Annotated in this window: 18 protein-coding genes; 9 read left to right on the forward strand and 9 right to left on the reverse strand. The window is 63.5% G+C overall.

The window, feature by feature from the left end; translation table 11 throughout:
• Positions 1-90: 90 nt before the first annotated feature.
• The 8 genes from AC1MEK_RS10755 to AC1MEK_RS10790 all read right to left on the reverse strand — a co-directional run bounded on the left by AC1MEK_RS10755 (position 91) and on the right by AC1MEK_RS10790 (position 10439).
• Complete coding sequence (locus AC1MEK_RS10755) at positions 91-1512, reverse strand: LLM class flavin-dependent oxidoreductase (protein ID WP_480396258.1); 1422 nt, start codon at positions 1510-1512, stop codon at positions 91-93.
• A gap of 9 nt (positions 1513-1521) precedes the next feature.
• The gene (locus AC1MEK_RS10760) at positions 1522-3180 is read right to left on the reverse strand and encodes a dipeptide ABC transporter ATP-binding protein (RefSeq protein ID WP_480396259.1); all 1659 of its coding nucleotides are present in this window, start codon (positions 3178-3180) and stop codon (positions 1522-1524) included.
• A complete protein-coding gene (locus AC1MEK_RS10765; RefSeq protein ID WP_480396260.1) occupies positions 3177-4064 on the reverse strand; it encodes an ABC transporter permease in 888 nt (295 codons plus the stop codon). The genes AC1MEK_RS10760 and AC1MEK_RS10765 overlap by 4 nt, the downstream gene beginning before the upstream one ends.
• Positions 4065-4165: 101 nt before the next feature.
• Entirely contained in the window at positions 4166-5215 is a 1050-nt protein-coding gene (locus AC1MEK_RS10770; RefSeq protein WP_480396261.1) for an NADP(H)-dependent aldo-keto reductase, read from the reverse strand.
• A 35-nt stretch (positions 5216-5250) separates the two neighbouring features.
• Positions 5251-6600, reverse strand: a complete 1350-nt coding sequence (locus AC1MEK_RS10775; RefSeq protein ID WP_480396262.1) for an LLM class flavin-dependent oxidoreductase — start codon at positions 6598-6600, stop codon at positions 5251-5253.
• Entirely contained in the window at positions 6597-7871 is a 1275-nt protein-coding gene (locus AC1MEK_RS10780) for an acyl-CoA dehydrogenase family protein (RefSeq protein ID WP_480396263.1), read from the reverse strand. Before AC1MEK_RS10780 ends, AC1MEK_RS10775 begins: the two co-directional genes overlap by 4 nt.
• Positions 7872-7929: 58 nt before the next feature.
• The gene (locus AC1MEK_RS10785; protein WP_480396264.1) at positions 7930-8862 is read right to left on the reverse strand and encodes an ABC transporter permease; all 933 of its coding nucleotides are present in this window, start codon (positions 8860-8862) and stop codon (positions 7930-7932) included.
• Complete coding sequence (locus tag AC1MEK_RS10790; RefSeq protein ID WP_480396265.1) at positions 8859-10439, reverse strand: ABC transporter substrate-binding protein; 1581 nt, start codon at positions 10437-10439, stop codon at positions 8859-8861. Before AC1MEK_RS10790 ends, AC1MEK_RS10785 begins: the two co-directional genes overlap by 4 nt.
• 16 nt (positions 10440-10455) lie before the next feature.
• Between AC1MEK_RS10790 and AC1MEK_RS10795 the strand changes: the two genes are divergently transcribed.
• The 4 genes from AC1MEK_RS10795 (at position 10456) to AC1MEK_RS10810 (ending at position 15688) form a co-directional block, all read left to right on the forward strand.
• The gene (locus AC1MEK_RS10795) at positions 10456-10953 is read left to right on the forward strand and encodes a hypothetical protein (RefSeq protein WP_480396266.1); all 498 of its coding nucleotides are present in this window, start codon (positions 10456-10458) and stop codon (positions 10951-10953) included.
• 116 nt (positions 10954-11069) lie between these two features.
• Complete coding sequence (locus AC1MEK_RS10800) at positions 11070-13226, forward strand: TonB-dependent receptor family protein (protein ID WP_480396267.1); 2157 nt, start codon at positions 11070-11072, stop codon at positions 13224-13226.
• A gap of 80 nt (positions 13227-13306) precedes the next feature.
• The gene (locus AC1MEK_RS10805) at positions 13307-14038 is read left to right on the forward strand and encodes a class I SAM-dependent methyltransferase (RefSeq protein ID WP_480396268.1); all 732 of its coding nucleotides are present in this window, start codon (positions 13307-13309) and stop codon (positions 14036-14038) included.
• A 612-nt stretch (positions 14039-14650) separates the two neighbouring features.
• A complete protein-coding gene (locus tag AC1MEK_RS10810; protein WP_480396269.1) occupies positions 14651-15688 on the forward strand; it encodes an ABC transporter substrate-binding protein in 1038 nt (345 codons plus the stop codon).
• A gap of 33 nt (positions 15689-15721) precedes the next feature.
• Here the strand turns inward: AC1MEK_RS10810 and AC1MEK_RS10815 are convergent, their stop codons facing one another.
• Positions 15722-16621 carry a LysR substrate-binding domain-containing protein gene (locus tag AC1MEK_RS10815; protein WP_480396270.1) on the reverse strand — a complete coding sequence of 300 codons (900 nt, stop codon included), beginning with the start codon at positions 16619-16621 and terminating at the stop codon, positions 15722-15724.
• 190 nt (positions 16622-16811) lie between these two features.
• Between AC1MEK_RS10815 and AC1MEK_RS10820 the strand changes: the two genes are divergently transcribed.
• The 5 genes from AC1MEK_RS10820 to AC1MEK_RS10840 all read left to right on the forward strand — a co-directional run bounded on the left by AC1MEK_RS10820 (position 16812) and on the right by AC1MEK_RS10840 (position 21567).
• Positions 16812-17762, forward strand: a complete 951-nt coding sequence (locus tag AC1MEK_RS10820) for a branched-chain amino acid ABC transporter permease (protein ID WP_480396271.1) — start codon at positions 16812-16814, stop codon at positions 17760-17762.
• Positions 17759-18859 (forward strand): branched-chain amino acid ABC transporter permease, encoded by a 1101-nt coding sequence (locus tag AC1MEK_RS10825; RefSeq protein WP_480396272.1) that lies wholly within the window; start codon positions 17759-17761, stop codon positions 18857-18859. Before AC1MEK_RS10820 ends, AC1MEK_RS10825 begins: the two co-directional genes overlap by 4 nt.
• Positions 18856-19629 (forward strand): ABC transporter ATP-binding protein, encoded by a 774-nt coding sequence (locus AC1MEK_RS10830; protein ID WP_480396273.1) that lies wholly within the window; start codon positions 18856-18858, stop codon positions 19627-19629. Before AC1MEK_RS10825 ends, AC1MEK_RS10830 begins: the two co-directional genes overlap by 4 nt.
• Entirely contained in the window at positions 19622-20338 is a 717-nt protein-coding gene (locus AC1MEK_RS10835; RefSeq protein WP_480396274.1) for an ABC transporter ATP-binding protein, read from the forward strand. The genes AC1MEK_RS10830 and AC1MEK_RS10835 overlap by 8 nt, the downstream gene beginning before the upstream one ends.
• Positions 20339-20415: 77 nt before the next feature.
• Positions 20416-21567, forward strand: coding sequence for a branched-chain amino acid ABC transporter substrate-binding protein (locus tag AC1MEK_RS10840; RefSeq protein WP_480396419.1), 1152 nt, complete (start codon positions 20416-20418; stop codon positions 21565-21567).
• Positions 21568-21714: the final 147 nt, after the last annotated feature.

Raw genomic sequence — 21714 nt, forward strand, 5'->3', positions numbered from 1 at the left:
TTGCTGGCGAAAGCAGTTGGTCAGACACCACTGCGTTGAATGACAAACCGCTTTCGCCAGCAAGCCGGCTCCCACAGGGAAAGTGGATGATCAGGTAAACCGCAACCGCCTGGCCGCTTGCTGCAACGCCGCAGGATCACGATAGCGGGCGCCATAGTGATCGTTCGGCAACCGCGCCTGGCCTGCGCCGAACAGCCTTTCGCGCAAGGTCTCCCCATCGTTGTAGCGTTCACGAAACCGTCCACGCCGACGCAGCTCGGGAATCACCAGCTCGATGAAATCCCGGGCCGTTTCGAACGACAGGTACTGACGCAGATTGATGCCATCGATGCCGTCGACATCCAGCCATTTTTCGATCTCGTCGGCGACCACCGTCGGTGTGCCCGCCACGAAGAACCGCTCACGGTTGAACCCTTCCAGTTGCCCCAGCACCGTGCCCACCGTCCACTGCGGTTTGTAGCGGCGTAGGCTCTCCCAGCCGTTGACCTTGCGCTCGATCAGCTCGCTGATCAGCGTGTCGCGTGGTAGCGCGGTCAGATCCACCGCGGCCTGCGCATGGGCCAGCGAGGCCTCGACGCTCATCAACTTGCGGTAACTGTCGAGCTTGCGGCTGACTTCTTCGTCGGTGCGGCCGACGATCACCCCGGCCATGACGATGAACTTCAGCCCCGTCGGGTCGCGCTCGTGGGCGATGGCCTTGTTGCGCATGGCCTGGATATTGGCCCTGACCGCCGGGGTATCGAGCCCGCCGGTGAACACCACTTCAGCGTGACGCCCGGCGAACTCGATGCCCGCTGGCGATCCGGTCGCCTGAAACAAAACGGGCGTGCGCTGGCGCGATGGTTGGCACAGGTGCGGGCCCGCCACCTTGAAATGCTCGCCGACATGGTCGATGTAGCGCACTTTCTCCGGGTCGGTGTACACCCGCTTTTCCCGGTCCTGAATCACCGCGTCGTCGTCCCAGGAGCCTTCCCACAGCTTGTACAGCACGTCGAGATACTCGTCGGCGATTTCGTAACGGTGATCGTGGACCACTTCGGTGTCGTGGCCGAAGTTGCGCGCGGCGTTGGGCAGATAAGAGGTGACGATGTTCCAGCCCACACGGCCCTTGGTCAGATGATCCAGCGTGCTCATACGCCGGGCGAAGGCGAACGGCGGCTCGTAGGTGGTGGAAAAAGTCGCGCCGAAGCCGAGGTTTTTGGTCATCGCCGCCATGGCCGGAATCACCAGCAGCGGGTCGTTACTGGGGATCTGCATGCCCTCGCGCAGAGACGTCTGCGGGCCGCCGCGAAAGGCATCGTAGGTGCCGATCACGTCGGCCAGAAAGACCCCGTCGAAGGTGCCGTACTCCAGCAATTGCGCAAGCTCGGTCCAGTAGTCCAGATCATTGAAGCGGTGACGGTTGTTTTCCGGGTGTACCCACAGCCCGTGGACGATGTGGCTGACGCAGTTCATTTCAAACAGGTTGACGTGCAGTTGCTTGGGCTCGCTCGCCCTTGCCGTTTCGCTCATGACCGGGCCTCAAATCGCAATTTGCAGATAAAACTCGCTGGGCGGGTATTCGCTGTCCAGCGTCGGGATCGCCGCGATCAGCGAGCGGGTGTAGGCATGGGCGGGCCGGTCGAACACCTGGCGCACCGTACCGGACTCCACCACCTCGCCGTCTTTCATCACCAGCACCCGTTCGCTGACGTGGTTGATCACCCCCAGGTCGTGGGAAATGAACAGGCAGGCCAGCCCCAGCCGCCGCTTGAGATCGTCGAGCAGTTCCAGGATTTGCGCCTGCACCGACACATCCAGCGCCGACACCGGCTCATCGCAGATCAGGATCTGCGGCTCTGAAGCCAATGCGCGAGCAATGGCGATGCGTTGCCGTTGCCCCCCAGACAGCTCGATGGGCCTGCGCGCCAATACCGCAGGGTCCAGCCGTACCAGTTCGAGCAGTTGCTCGGCCCTGCTGCGCCAGGTCTTGCGCGGCAATCCGGCCACACTCAGCGCTTCGAACAGCACGCGCTGCACCGTGTAGCGTGGGTCGAACGAACTCTGCGGGTCCTGAAACACCACCTGCACCGCGCGCCGGGCCTGGCGTTTTTGTCCGGCATCCAGCTGCGCCCAATTCTGCCCGGCGATGTGCACTTCGCCGCTGTCGGCGGTTTCCAGGCCCAGAATCAGGCGAGTCAGGGTCGTCTTGCCGGAGCCTGATTCGCCGACGATGCCCAGCGTCTCGCCACGGCGCAGTTGCAGCGATGCCTGCTTGAGCACCGTACGCCGCCGGCCGTCCGGCCCGACAAACGATTTGGTCAACTCGTGGGCCTGCAGCAGGACCTCGCTGTCCGGCTCGGGTGTTGCCTCCACCAGCGTCAAGGGCTGGCGCTGTGGTTGGAAATGCACCGCGCGGGCGGCGCGCAACAGCGAGCGGGTATACGCGTGCCGAGGGTCGTGCAGCACTTGCTCAGTGCTGCCCTGCTCCACGATCACGCCGTGATGCATCACCGCGACTCGGTCGGCCAGCCGCGCCACCACTGATAGATCATGGCTGACCATCAGCAAGGCGTTGTTCTCGCCGCGCAAGCTTTCCAGCAAGGCGATCACCTGCGCCTGTACCGTGGCATCCAGCGCCGTGGTCGGCTCATCAGCAATGATCAGCCGCGGATTGCAGGCGATGGCCGACGCGATCAACGCACGCTGGCGCAAGCCGCCGGACAGTTGCCAGGGGTACTGACTGGCGCGCAGTTCCGGTTCGGGCACGCCCACGGCACGCAGCAGTTCGAGCACGCGCAGGCGCCGGGCTTCGGCGTTCAGATTCGTATGCAGGTGCAAGGGCTCTTCGATCTCGGCACCCACCCGGCGCAGCGGGTCCAGCGCGCCGAGGGCGTCCTGCATGACAAAACCGATGCTCGCCCCGCGCAGGCGCTGCCAAGAGCCCTCGTCGAGGTGTCGCAGGTCGATGCCCTGATAGGCCAGTTTCGCCGCTTCGATCCGCGCACCCTGGCCAGTGAGCCCGGCCAAAGTGCGCGCGGTCACGCTTTTGCCCGAGCCGGACTCGCCGACAATCGCCAGGCACTCGCCGCGCTCGATCTGCAGGCTGACGTTGTGCAGCACCGGCTTGTTCTGACCGAAGCGCACGGTCAGATCGCGGATATCGACCAGCGGCCCCAAGGCATGGATGTTCGCATTCATAGTGGTTTTCCTTCGCTGCGGCGCAGCAGTTCACGGCCAATGGCACTGATGGAAACGACAGTCAGGGTGATGATCAGCGCGGGCCAGGCCACCAGCCACGGCGCGTTGGCCAGAAAACTGCGCCCTATAGCCATCATCCCGCCCCACTCCGGAGCGGGTGGCGGCGCGCCGAATCCGAGAAAACTCAAGGCGGCGCCGGCGGTGATGGTGCCGCCGATGCCGATGGTGGCGAGGATCAGCACCGGCTTGAAGGCATTGGGCAGGATGTGCCGCAGCACCACGGCGAGCTGCGACTGCCCCAGGGTCACCGCCGCTTCGACGTATCCGGCCTGGCGCACGCTGAGGGTTTGCGCGCGAACCAGCCGGGCGTAACGCGGCACACCGGCGATGCCCACCGCCAGAATCAGATTGGCGGTGCCCTGGCCGAAGAAGGTGATGATCACCAGCGCCAGCAACAGATCGGGAAACGCCAGCAGCACGTCGATCCCGCGCATCAACGCGGCGTCCAGCCAGCGCGGCCCCAGCCCTGAAACCAGGCCGATCAGCGTGCCCCAGGCCAGACCCAGTGCCGTGGCCGCCAGGCCCATGAACAGCGACGAGCGCACGCCGAAGATCAACCGGCTCAGCACGTCCCGACCGTTCTCGTCGGTGCCCAGCCAATGCACGGGGTTGGGCGGTTGAAACGCCAGGCGCGCCGTGGCGTCCAGCGGATCGTACGGCGCCAGCCATTGCGGAACTGCTGCGGCCAGCAACAGCAATAAGACAAACGCCCCTGCCGCCCATAAACCGGGACGCACATGTCGCCAACCGGACAAACCCAGCGGCCGGTCGCCCGCCACACCTATGGCGGGGCCTGTGATGACGGTTTCAATTGCCTGAGACATCAACGCTTTCCTCTGTCTTTCGTCATGCCGCAACCCCCTGCCCGCGGGAGATCATGAAATCGCCATCGCCGGCAAGCCGTGCTGCTACACGGGTCGTCGCCTCAAGGCGCCGGGTTGGGAATGCGCTGGTGAATGGCCTGCACCTGCGCCTTGATCTCATCGCTTAACGTAACGTCCAGCGCACTGAGGTTGTCGCGCAGTTGCGCCAGGGTGGTCTGCCCGGTCAGCGCACTGGCGACAAAAGGTTTGTCGAACAGGTAGGCCAGCGCCAGTTGTGCCGGGGTCAGGCCGTGCTCGCGGGCAATCTCGACGTACCCGGCAATCGCCTCCTGGGCCGAGGGGCTGTCGTAGCGGTTGAAGGTGCGGTACACCGCCGACAATCGCGAGCCCTCAGGCCGCGCACCGTTGAGGTATTTGCCGGTCAAGGCGCCAAAGGCCAGCGGCGAATAGGCCAACAACCCTACGCCTTCGCGGTGGCTGAACTCCGACAGCCCGCCCTCGTACAGGCGGTTGAGCAGGCTGTAAGGGTTCTGAATGCTGACGATGCGGGGCAAGGCCAGGCGCTCGCTCTGCTTGAGGAACTCAGCCACGCCCCAGGGCGTTTCGTTGGACACGCCGATGTGGCGAATCTTGCCCGCCTGCACCTGCTCGGCCAGCACCGACAGGGTTTCCTCGATGACCGTGCTGTCGGCGTCGTCCAGATACGGGTACTCACGCTGGCCAAAGATATTGGTGGTGCGGTCCGGCCAGTGCAGTTGGTACAGGTCCAGGTAGTCGGTTTGCAGGCGCTTGAGGCTGCCGTCCAGTGCCTCGACGATGTTGCGTCGGTCATGGCGGCTCAGGCCATCGCGAATGTGCCGCTGGTTGGCATCCCGCGCGGGGCCGGCGATCTTGCTGGCCAGCACCACGTCTTTCCGGCGCCCGCTGGCCGCCAGCCAGGTGCCGATGAAACGCTCAGTGGTGCGCCAGGTCTCGGCCTTGGTCGGCGTGGGGTACATCTCGGCGGTGTCGATCAGGTTGACGCCGTGCTCCAGCGCCAAGTCGATCTGCTGATGCGCATCGCTTTCGCTGTTCTGATGGCCCCAGGTCATGGTGCCCAGGCCGAAGATGCTCACATCGATGTCGCTGTTGCCCAGTTTGCGGTAACGCATGATGAATCCTTTTTCAGTGAAGACCCGCGCCGGGTTCAGGCCCGCAGCGCATATTGATTGGTCGGAAACGGCAAGCCCAGGTGCTCGCGCAGGGTGCTGCCGGTGTATTCACGACGGAACAGGCCGCGCTGTTGCAGCAGCGGCACCACTTCGTCGACGAAGATCTCGACGCCGGACGGGAACATGTCCGGCATGATGTTGAAGCCGTCGGCGGCATGGGCCAGGTACCAGTGGCTCAGCGTGTCGGCCACCTGCTCGGGTGTGCCCACCAGCAGCCGATGCCCCACCAGAATCCGCCGCGACAATTGGCGAATGCTGAGGTTTTCCCGACGCGCCAGATTGAGCTGCGCTTCAAGAAAGCCCTGGGACCCGCGCTCGAAATCCGCCACCGCGCCGATTCGATCCCACGGCAGCGGCGCATCGGGGTCGAGCTCCCTGGCAGGAATGCCGATGCGCCCGGCCACTTGCTCCAGCAATCCATGCTCACCGTGCCAGGCATTGAGTTCATCGAAGCGGGCATGGGCTTCGGCCTCGGTGCTGCCGATCACCGTGGACAGGCCCGGCATGATTTTCAGGTACTCCGGGTTGCGCCCCCAGCGGGCGGCGCGGTCTTTCATCTCGCGATAGAACTGCTGGCCGTCTTCCAGGGTGGTCTGGGTGGTGAAGATCGCATCGGCGTAACGCGAGCCCAGGGCCTTGCCGCCTTCCGAGGAGCCCGCCTGTACCAGCACCGGCCGGCCCTGGGGCGAGCGCGGCACGTTCAGCGGCCCCTTGACCGAGAAGTGCTTGCCGACGAAATCGATGCTGTGCACCTTGCCGGGGTCAGCGAAACGCCCGCCACGGGCATCGCCGATGATTGCGTCGTCTTCCCAGCTGTCCCACAGTTTGAGGGTGACATCGATGAACTCGTCGGCCCGGGCATAGCGGTCAACGTGCAGCGGCGCACCGGCCAGGCCGAAGTTCTGTGCCGCGGCGTCGCCGGCGTTGGTCACCACGTTCCAGGCCGCGCGCCCGCCGCTGATGTGATCCAGCGATGCGAAGCGCCGGGCGATGTTGAAGGGGTCGTTGTAGGTGCTCGACGCGGTGGCGATTACGCCGATGCGTTGGGTCGCCAGTGCCACAGCGGTGAGCAGGACCGTCGGTTCGAGCCTGCCGGCCGGCTGTTTCGAGACGTCGCCCGCCAGCGCCGGGCCGTCGGCGAGAAAGATCGCATCCAGGCAACCGCGCTCGGAAATCCGCGCGATGTTGCGGTAGTACTCGACATCGAGGTACGCGTTGGCGTCGACTTCGGCGCTGCGCCAGGCACCGGAGTGCGCGCCGAAGCCAAGGATGTTCATGCCCAGGCTCATCTGCCCGTCACGGATGTTGCTGGAGGTTGTGCTCATACTGCGCTCGCTTCGTCACGGGCACCGGCGGCCTGTTTTTCGGCGTCCGCCGCCTGCAAGATGCGCCACGCCGCGTTGGGGGTGATGTCGTTGAGGTAGTAGTTGCCCAGCGCCCGCTCGCGGTAGATCGCCGGGTTGTGCGAAGCCAGGGTGCGCGCGTTACGCCAGTGGCGATCGAAGCGCCGGGTCTCGCTGGTGGCCGAAGCGCCGCCGACCTCGAACAGCAAGGTGGTGGCTTCCAGCACCTGTTCCAGCACGATTTGCTGAGCCTGATAGGCGCGGATTTCCGCTTCGGTGTAGTGGGCCTCTACTGCGTAATCGCCCTGCTCTGCCTCGTGAACGTCTTGCAGCACCTGAGCCACGGCCAGCACTTGCGTGCGTGCGGCGTAAGCCAGGCTGGACAGGCGGCCGATGACCCGCTGCACCAGCGGATCGTCCTTGGGGCTGGACTGGCCGGGAACGCCAAAGGCGCGGGTGCGACCTTTGACAAAAGCGCTCGCGTCACGCAGCACTGCATTGGCGATACCGGCCAGGGTCGCCAGATGGAACAGTTGGTAGAACGCGCTCAGGTAGGATTCGGCCCGCAGCTCGTCCTTCTTGAAGCGCCGCACGATATGCGCCTGCGGCACCTTCACGCCGTTGAAACGCGTGGTGCCGCTGCCGCTCAGGCGCTGGCCGAAACCGTCCCAGTCATCTTCCACCGACACGCCTTCGGCATCGGTGGGCACCGAGACACTGACGAAATCCTCGCCATCCAGGGCCACGGCAGCGATCCAGTCGGCGTACAGCGTGCCGGTGCAGTAGAACTTCTCACCGTTCAACAGCCACGTCGTGTCGGGGTTACCGGGTTCCTGCGCATCCAGGGTCACCGAATTGCGCGTGGTGTCGGTGCGCTCGGCCATTGCCGCGCCCCACAGCTGGCCGTCCACCACTTTGGGCAGCCAATAGTCCTGCGACGCCTGCTCACGACTGGACAGGCGCCCTTCGACAAAGCCGAAATGCGCTCGGACGATCTGCGGCAGGTTCGAATCCGCCTCACCCAGGTCGATCAACAGGCGAAACAACTGCGGCAGGCTGGCGCCCAGGCCGCCTCGCGCCGTTGGCACGCGTAAGGCACCGAACCCTGCGTCACGCAGCCACTGCACCGCCTCGAAAGCCAGTTCGCGTTCCTGTTCGCGGGCCACGGCGGTGTCGGCAATGCGCGTGAACACGTCGGCGAAACGCTGGTGCAGGTCTTGATAGTTCACTTCGGAGGATGGGGCAGTACTCATGGTTTTTCCTTGTTCAAATGTGGTTCACCGCTCATGGCTTTCACCGCTTCGCCGGCGCTTATTCGTGGGCACCGCGTGGGTCGATCCAGCGGTTGATCAAGTCGACGGCCAGGTTGACCACCACGTACACGGTGGCCGCCAGCAGGGTCACGCCCAGCACCATCGGCACGTCTTTGTTGCTGGTGGCATCGAGCATCAGACGGCCCAGGCCCTGGCGGGCGAACAGCAGTTCGATGACCACCGCGCCGCCCAGGAGGCTTGCGAAAATGAACCCGGCCAGGGTCACCAGCGGCACCAGCGCGTGACGCAAGGCATGGCGCAACCGCACGGCGGTTTCCGACAACCCGCGGGCGCGGGCCATGGCGATGAAAGACTGCTCCAGCGTGTCTTCCAGCGACTGGCGCAGCAGCTGGGTCAGCACTGCCGCCACCGGCAATGCCAGCGCCACGGTGGGCAGGATCAGCGAGCGCCAGCCCTTGGAGCCTGAAGGCGGCAGCCAGTGCCAGTGAAAGGAGAAGACCAGCAACAGCAGGATGCCGATGACGAACGACGGCGCGGACGAAATCACCAGCTCGCTGCCCGAAGCCAGCGAACGAACCCACGGCGCGCGATTGGCGGTCAGAATCGCGCAGCTCAGCGCCAGCACCACCGCCAGCAGCGCCGCACTGATCGACAACTGCACCGTGGCGCCAATCTGCTCGCCGATGGCTTGCGCCACCGGAATGCGCAGGCGATAGGACTCACCCAGATCGCCCTGCAGCAGCCGCCCCAGATAATGGCCGTACTGCACGATCAGCGGCTGATCCAGGCCGTATTCGGCACGGACACGAGCCAGCAGCTCCGGTGTGGGCAATGCTTCCGGGCCACCGAGAATCGCCAGCGCTGTGTCGCCGCCACTGAAGTTCACCGCCAGAAATGTCAGGGTCGCGGCGCCCCACAGCACGCCGATGCCTGCCAACAGGCGCAGTGCGATGCGTTTGAACAGCTTCATGGTTGCCCCCGGTCCAGCCAGACGCTGGTGAAAAACGGCACGTTATGGGAGGTGTCGAAGATCACGCCCTTGACCTGGCGCCGGAAAGCGGCCAGGACCTGACTCTCCACGGAGGGAACGGCCGGTACGGTTTCGGCGAGGCGTTTCTGTGCCTGGGCATACAACTGCTTGAGCTGCTGCGGATCGCGGGACTGGCGCGCGGCACTGAGCAGGCGATCGACCTCGGCATCGCGGAAATTCCCGGCGTTCTGGCCGATCAACTTCGCGGTGCTGATGGACTGGCTGTGATACAGAATGAACAGCCCGTCCGGCGTATTGGTGTGCCAGTAACCGGCCGCCAGCGCCTGAAACTTGCCCGCGTACCGGCGCTCGGTGACGCGGGTCAGCGGCAGCATTTCGATGGGCATGTCGAAACCGACCTTCTTCAGGTCTGCCTGGATCGCTACCGAAACGCTGGCCGGAAACGCCGGGTTGTCGTAGGTCAGTAACGTGGCCTTGAGGCGTTCGCCGTTGCGGGTGCGATAGCCCTGGGCATCGCGTCCGGTCCAGCCGGCCTGATCGAGCAAGGCATTGGCGGCCTTCGGGTCATAGGCCAGCGCGTCGTTGTTCGGCTGGTAGAAACGGGTGTTGGCGGCGAGAAAATCCGCCTTGGCGATGAACTCGCCAAAGCCAGAGATCCACGCCAGCCCATCGCGATCGATCGCCTTGGCCACCGCACGGCGCACCAGCACGTCGTCGAACGGCGGCTGCGCGACGTTGAAGGTCATGCTGCGGCTGGGGTTGCCCTTGCGAATACGGCTGCGCAGCACCAGGTCCGGGTTGGCCCTGATCGCGGCAGCGTTCTGCGCCGGTGCATCGAGGGCGAAGTCCGATTGCCCGGACTCGAGGGCCGTGAAGCGGATCATCGCCTCTGGCACGTAGCTCAGTTCGATGCGGTCCAGATAGGCTTCGCCGACATGACGGGTCACCGGTGGCGCCCAGTGATAACCCTTGCGTTTGACGAACACCGCACCCTGATCGCGGGTGTAGCTCTCAAGCACAAAGGGGCCGCTGCCGACCGGATGTTCGGCGATGCTTTTCGGCGCCTCGCGGATCTGCTTCGGCGAAATCATGCCCAGCCAGGATTGCGCCAGCACATCCAGAAACGGCGTATAGGGCTCACGCAGATGGGCTTCGAAGGTGTAGTCGTCGATCACCTTGCCGCCGGTATACGGCGCGATGTACGCCGCGGCCAACGGCGATTTGGTGGCCGGATCGCGCATGTGCTCCAGATTGACCTGCAGGGCCTGGGCGTTGAATTTCTCGCCGTCACTGAAGGTCACGTCGTCGCGCAGGTGAAAGGTGTAGGTCTTGCCGTCCTCGGAAATCTCCCAGGATTTGGCCAGCCACGGCGAGATATTGCCCTGCTCGTCCTGGGCCACGAGGCAGTCGTACAGGATCCGCCCCATCCACTGCATGTTGCCGTTGGACAAGGCATGGATGTCGAAACTGCCCGCGTCAGACGCGGCCGATACCCGTAATGTGCCGCCGGGTCGTCCCGCTACTTGCTCGTGAAAGTCTGAAGCGGGATACGTCACTACACCGTCTATTAACGTGCCGTCGGCGCGCGCCGTCGCAGAAGTGGGCGGCGGCACCGGCGAACAGGCACCGATCGCCAGATATAACGAAAGAACAACGGTTGATTTGAAGAGCGCGGCCAAAGCACATTCCTTAGTTGATCCGACTGAGCACTTTGAGTGTTTCAGCGAGAACTCAAACTATGCAGCGAACATGCCACTCTCCTTTTTCAAGTGTTTGGCAAACACTTTAGAACAGCGCTACACGACACCGGAAACCTTGAGTGGCGGCGCTTGCAAGCCGTTTCAGAACTGGATGAAACCTGCGCCAGAACCCGCGAAAGCGTTTGATTTAGAAGGTTCTCTTCTATTCATAGAATCAAACTCACGAGCCTGCCTGCTGGGCGATTTACAGACTGTCAATTCGCTGTTGATTTTTCGACACTGCCCCATAACTCCCCTGCTGTTGAAAAATAGACACCGCAACAAAACAAAGTGTATCGCCGAGCACATCATTGCCGAACCCGCACTTTGAATGCCCCAAGTTGATGGACTTTTCCCCTTGGCACAGAAACTGCTGATCCCCCTCTGAGCATGACTATACGAATAGAAAGCTGAAACTCATTTATCTATTCACAAGGAACACCTTAGATGCCTTCAGCTTTTCGGGGAGAGTTACACACGTTATCGCGGTCGATCGCCAAGGCGTCCTGCGTGACATTGGGGTCTGCGCTGTTACTGTCGACCGTGGCTTACGCCGACGATCCGGCAACACCTGCAGCAGACAGCACACAAACCACACCACGGCTGAAAACCGTGACCGTACAGGCGCAGAAGATCACAGAGGTTGAGGCTGCCAAAAGCCAGCTGCAAGAAGTGCCAGGCGGCACCAGCGTGGTCGACAGCGAGCAGGTCGCCAAGGGCCGCACCGCCACGCTGCAGGACACCCTGGCGTATCAACCGGGGGTGTTCGTGCAGTCCACCGGCGGCAACGATGCGGCGAAGATTTCCATTCGCGGCTCGGGCGCCAACACCTCGCCGGGCTATTTCCGCGAGGGGATCAAGTTTCTCTTCGACGGCCTGCCGATCACCGGCCCCGGCGGTACGCCCTATGAGTTTCTCAACGCCTCAGGGGTGAACTACACCGAGATCCTGCGCGGTGCCAACGCCTTCCAGTACGGCGCCCTGACCCTGGGTGGCGGCATCAACTTCATCAACCACACCGGCTACACCGCGCCCGGCCTGCGGGTGCGCGCAGAGGCCGGCAGCTACGGCTATCAGAAACAGAGCGTGAGCATCGGCGGCGTCGAGGGCGACTTCGACTACTACCTCAACGCCGACAACTATCGCAACGACGGTTATCGCGACTATAGCCTGTCCAAGAGCCAAGGCATCGTCGCCAACTTCGGCTACAAATTCAGCCCGAAACTGGAAACCCAATTGCTGCTGCGCTATCGCGACGAATACCACAACGACCCCAGCGCCACCACGCTGGACGCAGTCAAGCATCACACCCGCGATGCCAGCGCGACGGCCGCCACCAGCGGCGCAGGCAGCCGGCGTCCGGGCAGCGTCTGGGTCGGCAGCAAGACCACCTACACCTTCGACGACGATTCCAAGCTCACCTTCGGCGCTTCCTATTACGAGTACGCCCACAACAACAGCCCCAACAGCCCGTCCAACCCCAGCTACTGGGACTGGCATGACCTGTCGTTCGTGCTCGGTTACGACCGTATCGACAAACTGTTCGGCCATGAAAGCCGCACCAACCTGGCATTCACGTCCACTGAGCACCTCAAGGGCGAGGTCAATTCCACCTTCGCCAACAAGCAGACGCGCAAGTTCGTCGACTACGGCTCGTCCTTCGATCATGTGTTCTCGTTCGGCAACGACCTGGAACTGGTCGACGGCCTGTGGCTGACCAGCGGCGTTTCGGCGATCAACGTGCGCCGCCATGCCGATGTGAAACAGGCGCTGCAGGCCAACACCACCACCTACCCGACCGACGTCACCTACGACAACTGGAGCCTGGCCCCGCGCATCGGCCTGCGCTACGAGTTCACGCCGCAGTTGCAGGTGTTCGCCAACGTCAGCCGCTCGATCGACCCGCCGGCCTCCTGGGAATACTCGGGCTCCGGTCCGACCACGCCCTATGTGCGCCCGCTGGTCGAGCAGAAAGCCAACACGGTGGAGATCGGCGTGAAGGGTTCCTCGGGGATCTTCGATGGCAGCCTGGCGCTGTACCGCTCCTGGATCCGCGACGAGCTGCTCAACGTGCAGATCGTCGCACCGACCGCCACCGCCGCAGCGGTCACCGGTGCGTTCAACGCCACCCCGACCATTCACCAGGGCATCGAGGCCGGGCTCAACACGCGCCTGTGGGAGAACGAGTCCGGCGAGCAGATCAGCCTGCGTCAGGTCTACACCTACAATGACTTCTACTACCGCCATGACCCGACCTTTGGCGACAACCAGTTGCCAGGCATTCCCAAGCACATTTATCAAGGTGAAGTGCAGTATCAGCACCCGACCGGCTTTTATACCGGTGTGAACGTGCAGTCGGCCTCGCGCACGGCTGTCGACTACGCCAACACCTTCTACGCGCCGTCCTACACCATCTTCGGCGCCAACGTCGGCTTCGAAACGCCGAAGAAGGACTGGAAAGTCTCGCTGGACCTGAAAAACCTGGCGAACAAGAAGTACGTGACCGCCGTGCAGCCGATCTACAACGCCAACGGCCAGGACACCGCGTCGCTGTATCCGGGCGACGGCATCGGCGCCTATGTGGCGGTGGAAATGCGTTACTGAAGGACCTCATCCCGAACACCGAACAGGGCCTGCGGGCCCTGTTCGTCGTTCCATGACCTGCTGGCTTACGAGGACACAGCATGACCCAGAATATCTACGACACCCAGGCGTTCTTCGAAGGCTACAGCCAGCTGCCGCGCTCGCAGCAGGGCTTGGCCGGCGCGCCGGAATGGCCCGCCCTGCGCGCGCTGCTGCCCGACATGCAAGGCCAGCGCGTACTGGACCTGGGCTGCGGTTACGGCTGGTTCAGCCGCTGGGCGGTGGAGCACGGCGCGGCCAGCGTGCTAGCCCTGGACGTCTCGCAGAAAATGCTCGACCGCGCAGCCGCCATCAACGCCGATGGGCGCATCGACTACATGCACCAGGATCTGGAAAACCCCGATTTGCCGACCTGGGCATTCACCCTCGTCTACAGCTCATTGGCGCTGCATTACATCAGTGACCTGGGCGGGCTGCTGCGCAACGTGCACCAGGCATTGCGCGACGGCGGCACACTGGTGTTTTCCATCGAGCATCCGATCTACATGGCCTCGCTGCACCCGGACTGGATCGTCGATGCCGAAGGCCGCAAAAGCTGGCCAGTGGACCACTATCAGGTCGAGGGGCAGCGCACGACGAACTGGCTCAGCGATGGCGTGATCAAGCAGCACCGCACCCTGGGCACGCTGATCAACCTGCTGATCGACAGCGGCTTTCGCGTGGACCGTCTGATTGAATGGGGGCCATCGCCCGAGGACCTCGCCGAACGCCCGGCCCTGGCGGATGAAATTCACCGGCCGATGATGCTGATCATTGCGGCCAGTCGGGAGTGATGCACTGCCGTGGCTCGCGAGGAACCCCGCCTGTGGACCTCGCCCCGTAGCAGTCCGGCTTATCGGCGACAGCGCCCTCAAGATCGATCCCGCTGGCAAGCCAGGCTGCTACGGGATTGTTGTTTTCATCACGATCCATAGCGCAAGGATGCACAAATGCAACGCGATCCGCTTCTGCCCACAGGGCGTGGGAGCCCGGCTTGCCGGCGATCTGCCGCGCAGCGGCAGCACATCCAGACGCCTCGGCCATGTCAGACACACCGCATGCGCAGGTCTTACTGCCGCTTCGCGGCAGATCGTCAGCAAGCTGGACTCCCACGGCCTGCGGCCAGAATCAAAAGCCTGACCAACACCACGCCGCGTAGCAGCACGGCTTGCCGGCGGGGCGTAATGAAGATCGCTGTCGCCGGCAAGCCGGACTGCTAGGTCAGAATCGGCTGCTCCAAGTTCCGTTGTAGGTCTTCAAGCCCGCTGACGGCACTCGAAAACTCGCATATTTATATTCCATAACGATATTTATATTTTATTTTTTATACCTATAAATTCGGTTCCACAAACAGGCGCCCAACCGCGGTGACCTGTCGTCGATCCAGATGCATCAAGGAGCCTCCCGTGTTCAAACGTATCTTCTCCCGGCCTCGTGCCGGTCGCCTCGGTGCCGCCCTGCTGCTGGCTACCAGCGTCAGCACTGGCAGCTTGATCGCCCCGCAAATGGCCCAGGCCGAAGGGCAATTGCGCATCGCCGAGCAGTTCGGCGTGGTCTATCTGCTGCTCAACGTGGCGCGGGATCAGCAGTTGATCGAAAAACACGGCAAACAGGCCGGGATCGATATCAAGGTGGACTGGACTCAACTGTCCGGCGGCGCGGCGGTGAATGATGCGTTGCTGTCTGGCGCGGTGGACATCGCCGGCGCCGGTGTCGGCCCGCTGCTGACCATCTGGGACCGTACCCACGGGCGGCAGAACGTCAAGGCGGTCGCGTCCCTGGGCAACTTCCCGTATTACCTGGTCAGCAACAACCCGAACGTGAAGACCATCGCCGACTTTACCGACAAGGACCGCATCGCGGTGCCTGCGGTGGGCGTGTCGGTGCAGTCGCGCTACCTGCAACTGGCCTCGGCCAAACTCTGGGGTGACAAGGAATACGCGCGGCTGGACAAGTACACCGTCAACCTGCCCCACCCTGACGCCAGCAACGCGATCAAGACCGGCGGCACCGAGCTGACCGGGCACTTCTCCAACCCACCATTCCAGGAGCAGGAGCTGGACACCCCAGGCGTGCATGTGGTGCTCAACTCCTACGACGTGCTGGGCCCGAACTCGCCGACGCTGTTGTTCGCCACCGAAAAATTCCGTGAGGACAACCCCAAGACCTATCAGGCGTTCATCGAGGCGCTGGTCGAGGCTTCGGACTACATCAAGCGCGACAAGGCGGGTGCGGCGGACACCTACATTCGCGTGACCAAGTCCAAGACCGATCGTGATCAGTTGATCAAGATCCTCTCCAATCCGCAGTTCGAATTCACCATCAACCCCAAGAACACCTACCCGCTGGCCGAATTCCTCTACCGCGTTGGTGCGATCAAGAACAAACCGGACTCGTGGAAGGACTACTTCTTCCAGGATGCCAAGTTGCTGCAAGGCAGCTAAGCCTCTGCAACGCGGCCAAGGATGGCCGCTCCCTCAAGCACCCACCAGGCTGCGCCGGATCCAGCTGTACAGGTTCAACCCCTCTCTGGACAGCTCGCTGTCCGCCCGGCGACATAGGTAGTAACCGCGGCCGTCGTCGACCGTGGCGTCGAACAATCGGACCAGTTCACCATTGGCCAGATAAGGCGCCACCAGCGGCTCGCGCAGCAGTGCGCAACCCAGCCCGGTCAGTGCCGCCGTCAGCGCCAGTTGCCCGTCCTCGAACAGCAAGCCGTTGAGCGCCGCCGGGTGGCGCACCCCGCTTTGCTGAAACCACTGCGCCCAGGTCCCGCGTTCTTCGTCGTGCAACAGCGGCAGGCTGGCCAGCGCTTCAGGCGTGTCGATCGGCCCGTGGCGCTGCAGGAATTCGCGACTGCAGAACGCTGCCACCGCGCCGGAAATCAGCGGTTCACTGTGATAACCCGGCCAATGCCCGGTGCCGAAGCGGATCGAGATGTCTGCCGCGTCGCTGGGGTAGCTGCGGTGGTTGGCGTAGGTGACGTTGATGTCCAGGCCGGGGTTTTCCTCGAGAAACTCCGCAAGCCTGGGGATGAACAGGTTGATGCCGAACAGCGGGATCAGGCTGATGGTCACCTGACGCAGCGCAGACTTTTCGCGGACATGGTCGGTGGCGCTGCGCAGCACGGCGAAGGCCGAGCGAATCGCCCGGTAATACTCGCGGCCCTCTTCGGTGAGGATCAGGTTGCGGCCCTGGCGGAAGGTCAGCGGCTGCTGAAGGAACTCTTCCAGCAGGCGCAACTGGTGGCTGATCGCCGACGCAGAGATGTCCAGCTCGCGGGCGGCGGCATTGACGCCGCCGTGTCGCGCGAAGGCTTCGAAGGTGCGTACGGCACGCAGTGGCGGATCGTTATCCAATTGTTCTGTATTTTTCATGTGATGAGCATATTCGAAAAATAAATCGTTGAAAACTGAGTTTTTCTAGCGTTTTTACAAGGAATTCGTTCGGTTATAAGGATAGTACTTTCTGATATTTGATAAAAACAGAATGTATCTTTACTGTTGCGCGTCTTCCTGACCCGTACCCGCGTGCGCGGGCGTTCGCTGCAAGAGATTGGTCCCACCGATGGATACCCTGATTCAACAACTGCTCAACGGCCTGATGCTCGGCAGCCTGTATGCCTTGGTCGCGCTGGGCTACACCATGGTCTACGGCATATTGCGCATCATCAACTTCGCCCACGGCGATCTGTTGATGATGGGCGCACTGATCGGCCTGTCGATCATTCGCTTGCTGCAATCGCTGTTCCCCTCTCTTCCCGGGTTACTGGTCCTGCTGCTGGCGACCCTCGGCGCTATGGCGGCCTGCGCCGCGCTGGCCGTGCTGATCGAGCGGGTGGCTTACCGCCGCCTGCGCAACGCGCCGCGTCTGGCACCGCTGATCAGCGGGATCGGCGTATCGCTGCTGCTGCAGACCGTGGCCATGCTGATCTGGTCGCGCAACCCGCAGATGTTCGTGCAGCTGCTGCCGCTGGACCCCATCGAAATCACCGCAGGCGACGACAGCCACGCGCCGGCGATCACCAACGTCACGGCCATCGCCACCGTGGGCATCGCCCTGGCGTTGATGGCCGGGCTGCTGTTGCTGGTCAACCATACCCGCCTGGGCCGTGCCATGCGTGCCGTGGCGGAGAATCCGCAGGTGGCCAGCCTGATGGGCATCAATCCCAATCAGGTGATCGTGTTGACCTTCGCCATCGGCGGCGCGCTGGCGGCACTGGCCGGCATCATGATGGCCAGCAACTACGGCAGCGCGCACTTCTACATGGGCTTCCTGCCCGGCATCAAAGCCTTCACCGCTGCGGTACTGGGCGGCATCGGCAACCTTAAGGGCGCGATGCTCGGCGGCATTCTGCTGGGCCTGATCGAAGCCCTCGGCACTGGCTACCTGGGCGACGCCACCGGTGGCGTGTTCGGCAGCAACTATCAGGATGTGTTTGCCTTCATGGTGCTGATCGCCGTGCTGGTGCTGCGTCCTTCCGGCCTTCTGGGCGAACGACTGGCGAGCCGCGCATGACTGCCCTCTCGATTCTGCAAAACACCGCGCCACGGGCGAAGATCGGCCTTGTACTGTTTGCCGTCGCGCTGCTACTGGCGCCCTGGCTGATCGGTCAGGCAGGCGGCAACGCCTGGGTCCGCACCCTCGATTTCGCCCTGCTGTACATCATGCTCGCCCTGGGCCTGAATATCGTGGTCGGTTACGCCGGGCTGCTGGACATGGGCTTCATTGCCTTTTATGCGGTCGGCGCCTACCTGGCCGCCCTGCTCTCATCGCCTCATTTACTGAATCAGTTCCCGGCGCTGGCTGCCGCGCTGCCCGGCGGCCTGCACACGCCACTGTGGCTGATCCTGCCGCTGGCGGCCCTGCTGGCGGCAGGCCTGGGCATCCTGCTCGGTGCGCCGACCCTGCGTCTGCGCGGCGATTACCTGGCCATCGTCACCCTCGGTTTCGGCGAGATCATCCGCATCTTCATGCGTAACCTGGATCGCCCGATCAACCTCACCAACGGCCCGAAAGGCATTTCTTCGGTGGACCCGGTGCAGCTGTTCGGCGTCAATCTGGCCCGCACACAGGAACTGTTCGGCCTGCGCCTGCCGTCGGTGTACCTCTACTACTACCTGTTCGCCGCGGCGATGCTGCTGATCCTGTTTGCCTGCATCCGCCTGCAGCATTCGCGCATCGGCCGCGCCTGGCTGGCGATTCGTGAGGATGAACAGGCCGCCGAAGCCATGGGCCTGAACACCCGCAACCTGAAGCTATTGGCGTTTGCCATCGGTGCCGCGTTCGGCGGTGTCGGCGGTGCGCTGTTCGCGTCGTTCCAGGGCTTCGTCTCGCCGGAATCCTTCAGCCTCAACGAGTCCATTGCCGTGCTGGCGATGGTGGTGCTGGGCGGCATGGGCCACATTCCGGGGGTGATCCTGGGCTGCGTGCTGTTGGCGGCGCTGCCGGAAGTCCTGCGCGCAAGCATGGGCAGCCTGCAGCAGATGCTGTTCGGCCAGGTACTGGTCGACCCGGAGATCATTCGCCAGCTGTTCTACGGCCTGGCGCTGATTCTCGCCATGCTCTATCGCCCCGCCGGGCTGTGGCCGGCCCGTGAAGGAGGTGCACGATGAGCACACCGTTGCTGCACATCGAGCAGGTGGACAAGCACTTCGGCGGCGTCGCGGCCCTGTCCGGCGTGAACCTGAGCATCCAGGCCGGGCACATCCATGGCCTGATCGGGCCGAACGGCGCGGGCAAGACCACGCTGTTCAACGTCATGACCGGTCTGTACACCGCTGATGCCGGCCAATTCACGCTGGATGGCCAGCGCTACCGGCCGTCTTCGGTGCACAAAGTGGCGCAGGCCGGCATTGCCCGCACCTTTCAGAACATCCGCCTGTTCAACGCGATGAGTGCGCTGGAGAACGTCATGGTCGGCCGGCATATCCGTACCCGCAACGGGCTGTGGGCCGCCCTCACCCGCCATCGCCGTGCCCGCGAGGAAGAACGCCAGACCCGCGAGCGCGCACGCGAACTGCTGGAATACGTCGGCATCGGCGGCTTCGCCGACTACCGCGCCGACAGCCTGTCGTACGGCCATCAGCGCCGCCTGGAGATCGCCCGCGCACTGGCCACCGAACCGCGCCTGCTGGCGCTCGATGAACCGGCGGCCGGCATGAACCTGAGCGAAAAACAGCAGTTGCGCACGCTGCTGGAAAAGATCCGCGACGATGGCCACACCCTGTTGCTGATCGAACACGACGTGAAACTGGTGATGGGCATCTGCGATCGCCTGACGGTGCTCGACCACGGCCAGGTGATCGCCGAAGGCCCGCCCGAGATCGTCCGTCATCAACCTGCCGTGGTGCAGGCCTATCTGGGAGCCGGTGCCCATGTCTGATGCCCTGTTGCAGATTCAAGGCCTGAGCGTGCGTTACGGCGCCATCGCTGCGGTGAAAACCCTGGACCTGGAGGTCCGTGAAGGTGAACGCGTGACCCTGATCGGTGCCAACGGCGCCGGCAAGACCTCCACCCTCAAAGCCCTGACCGGCCTGCTGCCCGCCAGCGCCGGCGAGATCCGTTTCGATGGCAAACCGGTCCTTGGCCATGCCCCGCACGACCTGCTGCGCCAAGGCATTGCCATGGTGCCGGAAGGCCGCGGCATCTTCGGCCGCATGAGCGTGGTGGAAAACCTGCAGGCCGGTGCGTTCCTGCGCCGTGACCAGGCTCAGGTCAACGACGAAATCGAGCATTGGCTGCAGCTGTTCCCGCACCTGGGACGTCGCGCCCGGCAACCGGCCGGATTGTTGTCCGGTGGCGAGCAACAGATGCTCGCCCTGGCCCGCGCACTCATTTCCCGCCCGCGCCTGCTGGTGCTGGACGAGCCGTCGATGGGCCTGGCGCCGATCATGGTCGAGAAAATATTCGAGGTGATCGATCAGGTCTGCGACGACGGCATGACCCTGCTGCTGGTCGAGCAGAACGCCCGCCTAGCCCTGCAGGTCTGCCAACGCGCCTACGTCATGGACAGCGGACGTATCACCTTGCAGGGCGCCGCTGGCGATCTGCTGGACGATCCCCACGTGCGCGCCGCCTACCTCGGCGAATGAACCCGAACCGCCACCGGGCCTCCGGAGCCAACATGAACAGCGCCCCTTCAGGGCGCGACCTGCAACAGGAAGCACACATGCACATTTCTGCCCTCATCAAACGCGCCGCCCTCATCGGCATCGCCGTCAGCAGCCTGGCCACGGCTATTGCCCAGGCTGACCAGACCGTACTGATCGGTCTGGCCGGCCCGCTGACCGGCCCTTCGGCCCGGATCGGCAAAGACCTGGAAAACGGCGCGCAACTGGCCATCGATGCCGCCAACGCCCGCCACCCGCAAATCAATGGCGAAGCGGTGACCTACAAGCTGGTGTCCGAAGACGATCAATCCGACCCGCGCACCGCGGTGACCGTCGCTCAGCGTCTGGTGGATGCCGGAGTGGTCGGCGTGGTCGGTCACTGGAACACCGGCACCAGCATTCCGGCGGCGCGGGTCTATCACGACGCCGGCATCGCACAAGTGGCGCCGGTCGCCACCGGCCACGCCTACACTCAACAGGGTTTCGACACCAGTTTCCGCATCATGGGCCACGACGATGACGGCGGCCAGGTGGCCGGTCGCTACGCGCTGGACACCTTGAAAGCCAAGCGCATTGCGGTGATCGACGACCGCACCGCGTTCGGCCAGGGTCTGGCCGATCAGTTCGTCAAATCCATCGAGGCAGGCGGCGGCAACGTGGTGTCCCGTGAATACGTGGACGACAAGACGGTGGACTTCAGCGCCGTGCTGACCACAGTGCGCAGCAAGAACCCCGATCTGATTTTCTTCGGCGGTGTCGACGCTCAGGCCGCCCCGCTGGCCCGGCGCATCAAACAGCTGGGGATCAAGGCCACGCTCATGGGCGCCGGTGGTTTCGTCAGCCAGACCTTCCTGGAACTGGCGCAGAAGGAAGGTGACGGCGTGATCGCCCTGGAGCCGGGCCTGGCCGTGGCGCAGATGCCCGGCGGTAAGGACTTCGAACAGCGTTACGAGCAGCGCTACAAGACGCACATCGAGCTGCATGCCCCGTTCGCCTATGACGGCGTCGGCGTGCTGATCGCGGCCATCGAAAAAGCCGGTTCGACCGATCCGTCCAAATACCTGCCTGCGCTCAAGGCCAGCCAGTACCAGGGCGTCACCGGCGTGATCGCCTTCGATGGCGAAGGCAACCTGAAAAACCCGACCTTCACTGTTTACCAAGTGAAGGCCAATGCATGGCAGCCGGTCAGCGTAGCCGGCGGCAAACCCTGATCCGACCGACGTCGGCGGCCCTGTGTCGCCGACGTCCGGCCCAGGGTATGTCAAAACGTAGCGAGCGAAGGCAATACAAGGCAAAAACAGGCGAAAAAGCGGAGTTTAGGTGTTCTAAATGAGCATTTTTCGCCTGTTTTTAACGCA

This window comes from Pseudomonas sp. 2 (genome assembly GCF_056627435.1).

What these genes read in the sequence shown, in the direction of transcription:
- AC1MEK_RS10770 (WP_480396261.1), bottom strand. Translation starts at nt 5,215, where the DNA reads ATGCGTTACCGCAAACTGGGCAACAGCGACATCGATGTGAGCATCTTC.
- AC1MEK_RS10825 (WP_480396272.1), top strand. Translation starts at nt 17,759, where the DNA reads ATGACTGCCCTCTCGATTCTGCAAAACACCGCGCCACGGGCGAAGATC.
- AC1MEK_RS10835 (WP_480396274.1), top strand. Translation starts at nt 19,622, where the DNA reads ATGTCTGATGCCCTGTTGCAGATTCAAGGCCTGAGCGTGCGTTACGGC.
- AC1MEK_RS10805 (WP_480396268.1), top strand. Translation starts at nt 13,307, where the DNA reads ATGACCCAGAATATCTACGACACCCAGGCGTTCTTCGAAGGCTACAGC.
- AC1MEK_RS10830 (WP_480396273.1), top strand. Translation starts at nt 18,856, where the DNA reads ATGAGCACACCGTTGCTGCACATCGAGCAGGTGGACAAGCACTTCGGC.
- AC1MEK_RS10815 (WP_480396270.1), bottom strand. Translation starts at nt 16,621, where the DNA reads ATGAAAAATACAGAACAATTGGATAACGATCCGCCACTGCGTGCCGTA.
- AC1MEK_RS10785 (WP_480396264.1), bottom strand. Translation starts at nt 8,862, where the DNA reads ATGAAGCTGTTCAAACGCATCGCACTGCGCCTGTTGGCAGGCATCGGC.
- AC1MEK_RS10780 (WP_480396263.1), bottom strand. Translation starts at nt 7,871, where the DNA reads ATGAGTACTGCCCCATCCTCCGAAGTGAACTATCAAGACCTGCACCAG.
- AC1MEK_RS10755 (WP_480396258.1), bottom strand. Translation starts at nt 1,512, where the DNA reads ATGAGCGAAACGGCAAGGGCGAGCGAGCCCAAGCAACTGCACGTCAAC.
- AC1MEK_RS10800 (WP_480396267.1), top strand. Translation starts at nt 11,070, where the DNA reads ATGCCTTCAGCTTTTCGGGGAGAGTTACACACGTTATCGCGGTCGATC.
- AC1MEK_RS10760 (WP_480396259.1), bottom strand. Translation starts at nt 3,180, where the DNA reads ATGAATGCGAACATCCATGCCTTGGGGCCGCTGGTCGATATCCGCGAT.
- AC1MEK_RS10765 (WP_480396260.1), bottom strand. Translation starts at nt 4,064, where the DNA reads ATGTCTCAGGCAATTGAAACCGTCATCACAGGCCCCGCCATAGGTGTG.
- AC1MEK_RS10775 (WP_480396262.1), bottom strand. Translation starts at nt 6,600, where the DNA reads ATGAGCACAACCTCCAGCAACATCCGTGACGGGCAGATGAGCCTGGGC.
- AC1MEK_RS10840 (WP_480396419.1), top strand. Translation starts at nt 20,416, where the DNA reads ATGCACATTTCTGCCCTCATCAAACGCGCCGCCCTCATCGGCATCGCC.
- AC1MEK_RS10820 (WP_480396271.1), top strand. Translation starts at nt 16,812, where the DNA reads ATGGATACCCTGATTCAACAACTGCTCAACGGCCTGATGCTCGGCAGC.